The organism is Paenibacillus sp. RC73 (genome assembly GCF_044908085.1).
Classification (GTDB): Bacteria; Bacillota; Bacilli; order Paenibacillales; family Paenibacillaceae; genus Paenibacillus; species Paenibacillus terrae_A.
This window is the reverse complement of sequence record NZ_JBIYCV010000002.1, coordinates 328,316-340,357: the sequence shown is the minus strand read 5'-3', so window position 1 is coordinate 340,357 and position 12,042 is coordinate 328,316. Positions and strand designations below refer to the sequence as shown.

Sequence of the window (12,042 nt, the reverse complement as noted above, 5' to 3'; positions counted from 1 at the left end):
CCATCCATTTTTTTTATTTTGTAAAACGATCACAGCATGTTTATTAATAACAGGTTCGCGATCCCGATACTTTTTCCACAATTCAATCCCTACGCTTTGTACACCAAAACGCACCTCGTTAATCTTCCATGAAAAAGGTACGATTGAATTATTATGATTCATCTAAAGTCCCCCATGACTAATTCGTCTCATAGTTATGCCCATAGATTATCACATAAAATTCAATACATTACCATATTTTAGTTATCATGTTAAATCGCTATTTATGCTCACACAGAAAAAAGGGAAGCAATAAAACCTGTGGGATATAAGGATTTACATCATATTTAATGAGGCAGCGACCGGGTTTTCCCGCCAGATAAAGCTGTCCGATCCTACAAACCGTGCCGAAAAAAATATATGAAACCGTGAAAAAAAATTTTTTATACCTTTTGGAACCATATGCCTGTGAAGCGAGTGGGTGTCGCCTTAAGCAGCCTGATGGATGATCAGCTGTACCAGCTGGACTTTTATGAAGATCAGGAGCGATCCGTCAAAATTGGCGGTCATTATAAATAAAATCTCTCCATTAACACACAGTCTATTACCCGGGGAATTAAATACGAGCGAAGGCTATGGAATACTATGCTGAATAGAAAACAATCTGGAAATAGAGGAGCAAGCAAAAAAGGACCACCTGACATCAGGCAATCCTTTTTCCAGCTTGGATGAGCATCGAGCATTCAGAGAGATTTTAGAGACATTCTGCGTATGTCTGGTTAACGAAACATCCCCCACAGCTTAATCAGATGGAACGTATTAGATGGATCGATTTTTTGGGCCAGTACGAAGGCCGTCAGTTGCTCTTCCTGTGCAGCCGTCAGCCGCTCGTTCAGAATAGCGGAAGTGGACTTCACAAGTTGACGTACCTTGGCTTTGTTTTGCAGGTCCGCCTTGGTCACACCTTCGATCTGCTGCTTAACCCGCTCCTTGAGTGCACGATTTTTCATTTTCAACTTAATCCGCTCCACCAGTTGCGGACTGATTCCATATTGCTGATAGCTCAATGTTACCGCACCTCCCATATCATTCGGTCATTCCCAAATATATGACGGTCAGCCTGTCCATTGTGCCTATCTGTTTAAAACTATAAAAACAACCTTATAATTCAAGGTGTATCAGTCGATAAGATCTCCCTGGAAAATCTGCTCTTTTTGCAAATAGCCACGTAATGCTTCATAATGCGGAGATGTCCAAAAGGACGAATCCGCGATCAAACCAGTCGCATCCTCACGTGCCTTTTCCAGCACCTCAAAATCCGCTACCATATCTGCTAACCGAAACTCGGGCAGCCCACTTTGCTTGGTACCGAAAAAGTCACCCGGCCCTCTCAAATCCAAGTCACGTCTAGCCACCTCAAAACCATCGTCCGTATCGGTCATAACCTTCATCCGCTCCTGACCCACCTCAGACTTGGGATCAGCGACCAGCACACAGTACGAGGCATGTGTACCCCGTCCGACACGTCCACGCAGCTGATGCAACTGGGACAAGCCAAAGCGGTCGGCATCCATAATGATCATTAGCGTCGCATTCGGCACGTCTACGCCCACCTCTACAACTGTCGTTGAAATGAGTAACTGGACTTCATTGGCATAGAAAGAACGCATAACCTCTTCCTTTTCTGCGGGAGTCATTCGCCCATGCAGCAGACCGACGCGGTAACGTGGAAAAGCCTGTTGCATTTGAATATGCAGATCGATGGCATTCTGTACATCCAGCTTCTCAGACTCCTCAATCAACGGGCAGATCAGATAAGCCTGCCGTCCCTGATCCACCTCACGGGAAATAAATCCGAGCACACGATCCATCAGCTCATGCTTTACCCAATACGTAGAAATCGGAATACGACCCTTTGGCCGCTCTGACAACGTAGAGACATCCATATCGCCAAATGCGGTGATCGCCAGCGTACGCGGAATCGGCGTTGCCGTCATCGTAAGAACGTCGGGATTATAGCCCTTGCGACGCAATATACTACGCTGATTTACACCAAACCTGTGCTGCTCATCCGTTACGACAAGCCCAAGCTGGCGGAAATACACATCTTCCTGAATAAGGGCATGCGTGCCCACCACAATATCCAGCAGACCCATCTGGAGCGAAGCCAGCAGCTCCTTACGCTTCTTCCCGGTCGTACTGCCCGTCAACAACCCCACACTAATCCCAAACGGTTCAAATAACTTATGAAGCGACCGCATATGCTGTTCAGCCAAAATTTCCGTTGGCACCATCAGCGCCCCCTGAAAACCGGAACGCACCGTAGCAAACAAACCGATGGCGGCAACCACGGTTTTACCTGACCCAACATCCCCTTGAAGCAGACGGTTCATACAATAGGGCGAGCGCAGGTCATGCAGTATTTCAAGCTCCACTTTCTTCTGAGCATCCGTCAGTTCAAACGGCAAGGCCCTCACAAATTCGCGAACCGTGGCATTATCCACTGTATGTACAACCCCATCTGCCCGGCCGCGGTTCAACGCACGGAATGCCTGCATTTTCAACTGAAATAAAAACAGCTCTTCATACACCATCCGGCGGCGGGCCTCTTGTCCCTCTCGATTGTCCTGAGGCTGGTGTATACCTGCAATAGCCTGCTTACGCGGCATTATACTATATTTACGTACAAGTGACTCCGGTAAAATTTCGGGAATCATTTCACCAAACTGCTGGAGCGTCTGGTTCATCGTCTTGCGCATCCAGGTCTGCGTAATCTTGCCGCCTACGGAATACACAGGCTGAAGCGTCCCCGAACGAGCGACTCCTTTATCGGGAAACTCAGAATCTGCAACAGTCATTTGCATCCGTTTGAGGTCCCATTTACCAGTCACCACAATTTCACGACCTGAGGTTAGCTGCTCCTTCATGAAATGCCGATTAAACCACGTTGCTGTAAACATCCAATCCTCGGCCATCAATTTACAAGTCAATCTGGATTTGCGCCCGTAACGCTGAAGCACCGGAATGCCCATGATTTTAGCCTGCACCGTAATTTTATCTCCGTCCTTCACTTCGCTCAACGAACGCAGACGGTAATCCTCATACCGGAACGGATAGTATTCCAGCATGTCCTGCACGTTAGAAATGCCAAAAGCGTGAAGCTCTCCTTCTTTGAGAGCACTCACGCCATGTATTTGTTTTAAAGGTATTTGATCCAAATGCAGCATATTACCTCTCATCTCCGGCCGGCCATACAAAAATGCCAATCGTTCCTGGTCCTACATGGGTCCCAATAACAGCGCCAAGTTCAGTATATATTCGATCTCCCAGCTCAAAGTGTTCTGCCAACTGTGCCTCGAACGCTTCTGCTGCCGAACGATCTGCCGTATGGCCTACAGCAATATTAATTTTTTGGCCCTTTAAATCCCGCTCCAGCAATTCAATGATTCTTGCTGTCGCTTTTTTATGTCCTCTTGCCTTGTCTACCGAATAAATGATACCTTCCTTGTCCATCGAGAGAATCGGCTTAATATTGAGCAGGGTGCCAACCATTGCCGCTGCCTTGCCAATACGTCCACCTTTTTGCAAGTATTCCAGGGTATCCACCAGGAAATACAAACAACGGCGCTCCCCACGACGTTCCACAGCCCGACCAATATCAGCTGGGGATTGCCCGGCAGCCGCCAGCTCTGCCGCATAAACCACTAGCATGCCGTATCCGTATGAAGCTGATTTGGAATCCACCACGGTCACTCTATGTTCATGCTTCTCCAGCATGGATTTACCCAACAGAGCGGACTGATACGTTCCACTCACGCCGGAAGACAAATGGATGGAAACGATCTGGCTCTCGGGATGTTGCTCCAACAGCGTCGTAAATGTCTCCAAAAAGCGGGCTGGTGAAGGCTGTGACGTCGTAGGTAGCTCATCAGCCCGTACCAGTTCGCTGTAAAATTGCGCAGCAGACATCTCAATGCCGTCAAGGTAAGTCGTGTTTCCAAACATCACCGTCAGCGGCACAATGACTATCCCGAGACGGTCTACCAGTTCCTGTGGAATATCAGCCGTGCTATCGGTCACAATGATGGTGTTACTCATCGATCAGACCTCCTTTTGTGGTGAGCTTCTATGGACGCTCTACAGCCCATCAAGTTTCCACCGAAAACAGGTAAGGATAAATCGGCTGACCGCCTTCATGAACTTCCACTTCAGCATCCGAATAATTTTCTTCAAGCCATGCAACGAGCAGCTCTGTATCTTCTTGCTTCGCATCCGAACCTGTGAGAATCGTAACAATCTCATCACCATTCACCAACATTTTGGTCAGCAAAAGACGAGCCGTTGCGATTAATTGTTCTTCAGTCGCTACAATTTTGGAATCCTGAATACCGATATAATGGCCGGCCGTAATGTGCAGGTCATCAAGCGTCGTATCCCGTACTGCATAGGTTACCTGTCCTGATTTCACGCGGCTGACCGCGTCCCGCATGCTGTCCTGATTGGCCTCAAAGGCTTCTTCCTCCTGAAAAGCGAATGCCGCAGCAATACCCTGAGGAATCGTCTTGCTCGGAATAACCGACACCAGGCGCTCCATCTCCAGCAGTTCACGGGCCTGCTCTGCCGCCAGAATAATATTGGAATTATTCGGCAGGATAAAAATGTGCTGAGCCGCAATCGAGCGAGCCGCATTAACAAAGTCTTCCGTACTTGGATTCATCGTCTGACCACCGGAAAGGACAACATCCACACCTAAGCTTCTGAAAATATCAGCAATCCCTTCGCCTGAAGCCACTGCTATGAAACCATAGGGTGCCAGCTCATGAGCCGGTGGCTCAGATGGCTCCTCCTCACGTGCAGGCTCTGCCGGTATTTCAGCAAACCACTCAGGCTCAGGAGCGCCATCCATACCCGCAGACAACAAATCACGATGCTGCTCGCGCATATTCAGAATACGGATCTGTGTAATTTCCCCGTAACGTAGCGCCAGATTCAACACTTCGCCCGGAGCCTTGGAATGAACATGAACCTTAATAACATCATCGTCAGAAATAACAATGATAGAGTCTCCATCCACAGATAACGCTTTCCGGAAGGCTTCCTCATCAAAGTCCGTACCTTGGGCTTCTCCCAATTGTCGATTAATAAAAAATTCCATATCATATAAAAATTCAATATTTTCCGTTTCAAGCTTCGCCTGCGCCGAAATCGGTGCATCCGGTGAAGGAGCAATCTCTTGCGCTGTCGGTCTCTCGGATACATGAGGAGCATAAGCAGTGCGTGCATTCTCCCCTTTTACAATTGGAGCTGTCACCAAACCGCTTCCAAGATGCTGCATGAACCCTTCATAAATATACACAAGTCCTTGTCCACCCGAGTCCACAACCCCAACTTGCTTCAGTACCGGAAGCATGTCCTGCGTCATGGCAAGCGTTTCCTTCGCTTTGGCAAGCACTTCTTCCATCAGTTCAGTAATGTCATTTGTCCGGCGTGAAAAAAACACAGCATGCTTGGCCGCTTCCTTCGCCACGGTAAGAATTGTACCCTCCACCGGCTTAACCACCGCCTTGTAGGCCGCATCCACCCCGCTCTGCAATGCCGATGCGAACTGAAGGGTATTCAATTCCTCGTATGGGGCAGCGTAACGGCTAAAGCCACGAAACAACTGAGACAGGATAACCCCTGAATTGCCGCGGGCTCCCATCAGCAAACCTTTGGATAATATGCCGGACATGACACCGATGGAGGAAGAATCCCCCCTCTTTAATTCTGTTACGCCCGCGCTCATCGTCAAATTCATGTTAGTTCCTGTGTCACCGTCCGGCACCGGAAATACATTAAGTGAATTGACGTGTTCCGCATGCTGCTGTAATTGTTCCGCCCCGGCTAAAACCATTGCGGTAAAATCTGTTCCATTCAAAGAACGATTACTCAAGAGAATTCCCCTTCCTAGCTTAATACACTTGTTTTGCCATCAACCTTCCGCATCGTCATGTTCATCTGTGCGGACAGGTTCAATTGAATTATACTAAAGCCAGACGACGAATACGAATGTCACACTTTCGTAAGCTTTTCGTACTCATGGCCTGATCAGCCTTCCACAGGTCATATATATGAAAAACCAGTCAACCACCCGACACTGAAACATCGGCTGGAATGATAAATATGGTTCCGCCTCTGATCTGTCCGGCATGACTGGAATAAGAATTCACATTCCAACTATTACAAGAATAATCACAGCAATAGCTATCCCATATTGTACTATAATGCGTAAGAGAAATAAATAAAGTTTTTGAATCGGTTGACGGAGCTTTTTTGACTATGATATTATATATAAGTATTGTTTTGTTCAGGTTAGTGACTTACAAAGTCCGACTGACCCAGTCGGCCTGAAGAGCGACCCGTTCCATACGGAACTTGGTTATTTTCAGAATAGGAGGTGGAATCATGTCTCGTAAATGTTCTGTAACAGGCAAAAAGCCTGGCACCGGTAACCACGTATCTCACGCTAACAACCGTAATCGCCGTACTTGGGGCGTCAACGTACAGAAAGTTCGTATTCTCGTTAACGGTAAACCGAAACGCGTTTATGTCAGCACTCGTGCATTGAAAGCCGGTAAAGTGACTCGCGTGTAGTCGCAAAAAAATAACGTTATAAACAAAAGGCACCTCGTTTTAAACGGGTGCTTTTTTGGTTATTCAAAATGTTACGTCCATTCGATCCATGATGTCAAAATGTCAGGCATCTTCCCGCGCGTTCCCGCCTTTTGCTGCCGAGCTACCTTTATGTTATTGTGCCCGGGAAGCATGCCCTGCGTACCTTGCTCTTCATTTTGCATCCTGTGTGTACGTTACCGTGCAATTCAGCTTTTCTGGAATGTATTCAGAATGGCTTTGACGAATCCACCCAGAAATCTTGGTAGCTTGATTGTATAAAACTTCATGCTTCACCCTCCCCATCATCCTCGTGCATCCGTTCTCTGTAGTTTATGCAACCTGTCAAGGGTTGTTGCCATACAAAAAAAGGCTACATGAGAATCCCGCTCATGTAACCATATTTATGCACATCCATCCCATGCTATACCATTAGACAAGTCCACGAACATACAGATATGCTGAGAGTATGAAAATAAATAGGATATAATAAAGCACGCTGCTTATTACAAAGCCGATGCGCAAACCGCGCCGTTCATTTTTACGAAAATAAAACAGCACAATCAGAACGGCAACGAGTGAAAGAAGGGCATTCCAAGGAGCCTTCACCAGCGAGAAGCAACTTAGGATCACACCAGTCGCCATACTCGCTACCGTCATCCACAGCGCTTCGGTCAGCTTCACTTGGACAAATGAGCTGCACTGTCCCGAATAGCCGTAATAGCCGCTCCACGGTCCGCTCTGCCAAATACCGCACTACCAGCCACCAGAACGTCAGCACCTGCTTCAAATACGGCTGGTGCCGTCTCCTCGGCGATGCCACCGTCTACCTCGATATGTACATCCGGACGGCCGATTTCATTCAACCATGTGCGAATCTGTCTGATTTTATCCAGCGTCTCCGGAATAAAAGACTGTCCTCCAAACCCAGGGTTAACTGTCATAACCAGAATCATATCTACATTTGGCAGCACTTCCTTGATCGCATATGGTGAAGTGCCCGGATTGAGGGCCACACCCGCAAGAGCACCTTGCTGCTTGATCAAATGAATGACCCCGTGCAGATGAACACAAGCTTCGGCATGAACGGTGACGATATTAGCTCCAGCCTTCACAAAATCGCCGATGTAACGTTCAGGATGCTCAATCATCAGATGAACGTCCAGAGGAAGGCTCGTATGCGGACGAATAGCCTGAACGATAGGAGGCCCTAAGGTAATATTGGATACAAAATGACCATCCATGACATCCACATGAATCCAGTCTGCTCCTCCTGCTTCAGCTTCCGCAACTTCACTGCCCAAACGGGCAAAATCAGCGGATAAAATCGACGGTGCTATTTTTAACATATGCTCAGTACCTCCGCTTTTTTTCTTTTAACTCCTGATAAAACTGTAAATAGTTATCATACCGGCCCTGCGAAATATGTCCTTCTGACAAGGCCTCTCTCACTTTACAGCCAGGTTCGTGAATATGAGTACAACCTCGAAATTTACACCCATCAGCGTACGGTTGGAATTCACGGAAACACGGGGATAACTCATCCACGCCCAGCTCCAAAAAATCCAGCTGGCTGAAACCCGGTGTATCTGCTACAAAACCGCCATTGTCGAGTGGAATTAATTCTACATGACGAGTCGTGTGCCGTCCTCGGCCCAGCTTATTGCTAATGGCACTCGTCTCCAGCGTTAGGCCCGGTTCCAGCGCATTAAGCATGGAAGACTTCCCGACACCTGACTGTCCGGAAAACACGCTGATTTGACCAGCCAACAGCTTTTTAAGCTCAGCCGTACCTTCCCCGGTACGAGCACTGGTCACCAGTACCTCATAACCAATCTTCTGGTACATTTCCTGAACAGCCAAAACCGTCTCATCCTCCGAAGGACTACCCTCATACAAATCGCGCTTTGTCAGACAGATAATCGTATCCAGCCCTGCGTGCTCAATATGCACCAAAAATTTGTCCAGCAGAGGCAGATTTAAATCCGGCTCACGCAGGGAAAACAACAATACGGCAAGCGTAGTGTTAGCCACTGGCGGGCGAATGAGCTCCGTCGTGCGCTTCCGAATCTCATTAACCATACCTTCCCCGTTTTCAGTCAGTTCGTAAACGACCCGGTCGCCGACAAGCGGCGTAATCTCTTTTTTCTTAAAAATTCCGCGTGCTCTGCATTGTACCGTAGCTTCGCCGGATACCGGCCGCCCATTCTGATCCAGACTGGAGACATAATAATATCCGCTGAGCGCCTTGACGATCAGACCTTCAGGCATGTGTAAGCTGTCCTCCTTTATTTTTTTAGGTTCCAAAATTCGAATAGTGAAAGCGAATAACGGATAGTATTATACTGACCTCCGGCAAGATTACTGATGCTTTACAGCCTCAATGACTTCACCCTGTTTTTTGTGGAGGCCCTTTTCCTTACCTGAATGGTTTGTGTGTTTAACAGCAAACTCACCACCCGCTAGGCCCGTGGAGCCCGTTTCGGGGGCAAGAGCGGACGGTTCACCGTTACTATTGGTACCATCCTGATTGCTTGGGTCACCCCCGGTATTACCATCATTTGAAGCATCCCCGCTATTCCCTTGTTCGCCACTGCCATTCTGTGAAGAAGTACCTTCTGGCGTATCCGTCGGTGTAGTTCCAGCAGGCGGAGCGATTTGAGGCATCGTCACCGTTCCATTCTTCGCGTCAATATAAGAAACGGGATACGTATCAACAAATTGTCCATCTCTGTATACAGAGACAACACTGTCCTTGTTCGGAGCCAGCAACAGATTAATAGTGAACACTTGTGTCGTATTAATCGTACGGCTTCCCCATTCCTGGTTTTCTCCACGTGCATCCGTATAAGTAATACGAATCTTGCTGTTTTTACCCTCTTCCTTCGGCGCAACTGGCACATTAAATGGCAGTGTAATCGCTTCTGGCGGATAACCAGTGCTTACATAAAACGTAATTTCCGTATTTGGAGGCAAATCACTGCCAGCCTCTGATGGCCACTGCTTGGTTACTTTTCCTTTTTCCTGCTCATAGCTGAATTCCTCTTTAATCGAGCCAACCTTCAGGCCAGCCTTTTTGACCTCATTTTCTGCTTCCTTCTGTGTATGCCCGACCAGATCTGGCATTTTCACTGTAGCAGCGCCCTTGCTGACCGTCAGCACCACCTGTACCGTATCCTTATCAAAGGACTCATTCGCCGCCGGTGTCTGACTAAGGACGGTTCCTTCGGCCTTGTCACTGAACTGCTCATTCCGCTGAATCTGTGTCTCCTTAATTTGCTGGGAGGTCAACAGCTTGACAGCATCATCATAGCTCTGCCCTTTGACATCCGGCATCGGAGTAAGTGGCTTCGCAATCCCGACTTTCAGCTCAATTTCTGTTCCCTTCTTAACCACAGATTTCTCTGGATAGCTCTGATAGTAAACAATTCCAGGCGCAACCCCATCCTTATACTCACGCTTAATCGGATCCTTAATAACCAACCCGGACTGACTGATCAGCACTTTCGCCTGATCCTCGGTTTTGGTCACCACATTCGGCACTTCAACGTCAGGGACGACGAGCAAATTTTGCACATAGTACACTACGCCGCCCATGCAAAGAAGCAATACGAGCACCAGCGTTATCCATAAGATCGGCTTCTTTTTACTTTTTTTAGCCGTTTGCTTGCTCTGAGGCTTTTCAGAATTGCCGGATTGGACAGACACGTCGTCTCCATTGGAGGACATTCCCATTTGCTGAGGCTTAATAGCCGGAATAACCCGCGTTTGATCCTCGTCGTCCAAATGTGTAAATTCCAGCTTGGATTCATTACGTCGTCCTGGCAACAGGCATGTCTCCAAATCTTTTAACATTTCATCCGCTGATTGATAACGTTCCTCCGGATTTTTGCGCATGGATTTTAAAATGACATTTTCCACGCTTTGCGGAATCAGCGGATTAATTTTGCGTGGTTCCTCAAACTCCTCTTGCAAATGCTTGAGTGCTACACTGATCGGGCTTTCCCCCAGAAAAGGGAGCTGCGCCGTCAGCATTTGGTATAAAACAATCCCAAGAGAATATAAGTCCGATTTCTCGCCGGTGACGATTCCCTTCGCATGCTCAGGTGAAAAGTAATGGACAGAGCCCACGACAGAGCCTGTCTGGGTAATCGTCGTTGACGTGACGGCTCTAGCAATCCCAAAATCGGTTACCTTAACCCGTCCGTTGCGCCCGATCAATATGTTATGCGGTTTAATGTCCCGGTGAATAATCTGATTTTGGTGAGCGTGTTCCAGCGCATCACAAATTTGAGAAGCGATTCGTACCGCTTCATCCACTTGCAGCGGAGCACGTTCCTTAATGATTTCGTTCAGATTTTTGCCCTCCACGCACTCCATTACGATATAATGGATTTCATCCTCTTGGCCGACATCATAAATACTGACCACATTAGGATGGGAGAGCGAGGCCGCAGACTGCGCCTCACGCCGAAACCGGCGAATAAATTCATCATCATGAACAAATTGCTGACGCAGCACCTTGACCGCCACATTACGATTCAGCAAAATGTCTTGAGCCCTGTACACCAGCGCCATACCGCCGCCGCCGATACGCTCAATAATTTCGTATCTTCCCCCAAGCAGGTGCCCGATCATGCGTCACACCCCTTTTCACTCAATGAAACTGTGTCATCGGGTAATTCAAACAAAGCTACCGTGATGTTGTCGTCGCCTCCGGCAAGCAGTGCCAGATGCAGCAGACGATCTGCTCGTTCTTCCAGAGGATTCTCGGCGGCACCTACTACTTTACTAATTTGCTCCTCTGTCACCAGATTGCTCAGCCCGTCGCTGCACAGTAACAGTACATCGCCTTTTTCCAGAGAAATGGAGTCCATATCCACCTGCACCTCGGAATCAGTACCCAGCGCCCGTGTTAACACATTGCGACGAGGGTGGTTCTCCCGCTCTTCCTTGCTGATCTGGCCGTTTTTGAATAACTCATTGACCAGCGTGTGATCTTCCGTAATCTGACGTACCGCCCCTTTAGAAATCACATAGGCACGGCTGTCCCCGATATGTCCGATAATCCCGGAGGCATCGTTTAGCAAAACGGCTACAACTGTTGTTCCCATATTATGATACTTGTCATCGTGGGCAGCCGTCTGGAAGATGACTTCATTAGCATGCAAAATAGCGTCGCTAAGCGCCGCTGTCAAAGAATGCGCGGATAACCCGCTCTCCAGCGTCGCCAAATCAGCGGCAAGTGTCTCAACCGCAAGGCGGCTGGCCGTATCACCGGCCAAATGCCCCCCCATGCCGTCGGCAACAATTCCAAGAATATATCCCTGCTCCAAGTGCCTGATCCAGGCAGAATCCTCATTCACCGAACGTACACGTCCGACGTGGCTGACATGAACTGTTTTGATCAAA

The 12,042-nt window shown here is 48.1% G+C and carries 12 protein-coding genes; 1 reads left to right on the top strand and 11 read right to left on the bottom strand.

Annotated elements, in window-relative coordinates; genetic code table 11:
* Positions 1 to 758: 758 nt before the first annotated feature.
* The 4 genes from ABH897_RS05060 to ABH897_RS05045 all read right to left on the bottom strand — a co-directional run bounded on the left by ABH897_RS05060 (position 759) and on the right by ABH897_RS05045 (position 5,911).
* The gene (locus tag ABH897_RS05060; RefSeq protein WP_014282284.1) at positions 759 to 1,046 is read right to left on the bottom strand and encodes a stage VI sporulation protein F; all 288 of its coding nucleotides are present in this window, start codon (positions 1,044 to 1,046) and stop codon (positions 759 to 761) included.
* 111 nt (positions 1,047 to 1,157) lie between these two features.
* Positions 1,158 to 3,206, bottom strand: a complete 2,049-nt coding sequence (recG, locus tag ABH897_RS05055) for an ATP-dependent DNA helicase RecG (protein ID WP_283652378.1) — start codon at positions 3,204 to 3,206, stop codon at positions 1,158 to 1,160.
* Between the two features lies 1 nt (position 3,207).
* Entirely contained in the window at positions 3,208 to 4,077 is an 870-nt protein-coding gene (locus tag ABH897_RS05050; RefSeq protein WP_044647316.1) for a DegV family protein, read from the bottom strand.
* A gap of 49 nt (positions 4,078 to 4,126) precedes the next feature.
* On the bottom strand, positions 4,127 to 5,911 hold the full coding sequence (locus tag ABH897_RS05045; protein WP_404518843.1) for a DAK2 domain-containing protein: 1,785 nt from the start codon (positions 5,909 to 5,911) through the stop codon (positions 4,127 to 4,129).
* Between the two features lie 512 nt (positions 5,912 to 6,423).
* Here ABH897_RS05045 and rpmB point away from each other — a divergent pair.
* Entirely contained in the window at positions 6,424 to 6,612 is a 189-nt protein-coding gene (gene rpmB, locus ABH897_RS05040) for a 50S ribosomal protein L28 (protein WP_014282288.1), read from the top strand.
* A 71-nt stretch (positions 6,613 to 6,683) separates the two neighbouring features.
* On the opposite strand, the gene ABH897_RS05035 is transcribed toward rpmB, so the two are convergent.
* The 7 genes from ABH897_RS05035 to ABH897_RS05005 form a co-directional block, all read right to left on the bottom strand.
* Positions 6,684 to 6,815, bottom strand: a complete 132-nt coding sequence (locus ABH897_RS05035) for a hypothetical protein (RefSeq protein ID WP_404529618.1) — start codon at positions 6,813 to 6,815, stop codon at positions 6,684 to 6,686.
* Positions 6,816 to 6,839: 24 nt separating this feature from the next.
* The gene (gene spoVM, locus ABH897_RS05030; RefSeq protein WP_014282289.1) at positions 6,840 to 6,920 is read right to left on the bottom strand and encodes a stage V sporulation protein SpoVM; all 81 of its coding nucleotides are present in this window, start codon (positions 6,918 to 6,920) and stop codon (positions 6,840 to 6,842) included.
* 142 nt (positions 6,921 to 7,062) lie between these two features.
* On the bottom strand, positions 7,063 to 7,314 hold the full coding sequence (locus tag ABH897_RS05025; RefSeq protein ID WP_044649370.1) for a hypothetical protein: 252 nt from the start codon (positions 7,312 to 7,314) through the stop codon (positions 7,063 to 7,065).
* Positions 7,311 to 7,979, bottom strand: a complete 669-nt coding sequence (gene rpe, locus ABH897_RS05020) for a ribulose-phosphate 3-epimerase (RefSeq protein ID WP_283652380.1) — start codon at positions 7,977 to 7,979, stop codon at positions 7,311 to 7,313. Before rpe ends, ABH897_RS05025 begins: the two co-directional genes overlap by 4 nt.
* Before the next feature lie 4 nt (positions 7,980 to 7,983).
* Positions 7,984 to 8,901 carry a ribosome small subunit-dependent GTPase A gene (gene rsgA / locus ABH897_RS05015; protein WP_283652381.1) on the bottom strand — a complete coding sequence of 306 codons (918 nt, stop codon included), beginning with the start codon at positions 8,899 to 8,901 and terminating at the stop codon, positions 7,984 to 7,986.
* Between the two features lie 90 nt (positions 8,902 to 8,991).
* Positions 8,992 to 11,268 carry a Stk1 family PASTA domain-containing Ser/Thr kinase gene (gene pknB, locus ABH897_RS05010; RefSeq protein WP_404591319.1) on the bottom strand — a complete coding sequence of 759 codons (2,277 nt, stop codon included), beginning with the start codon at positions 11,266 to 11,268 and terminating at the stop codon, positions 8,992 to 8,994.
* Positions 11,265 to 12,041, bottom strand: coding sequence for a Stp1/IreP family PP2C-type Ser/Thr phosphatase (locus ABH897_RS05005; RefSeq protein WP_283652383.1), 777 nt, complete (start codon positions 12,039 to 12,041; stop codon positions 11,265 to 11,267). Before ABH897_RS05005 ends, pknB begins: the two co-directional genes overlap by 4 nt.
* Position 12,042: the final 1 nt, after the last annotated feature.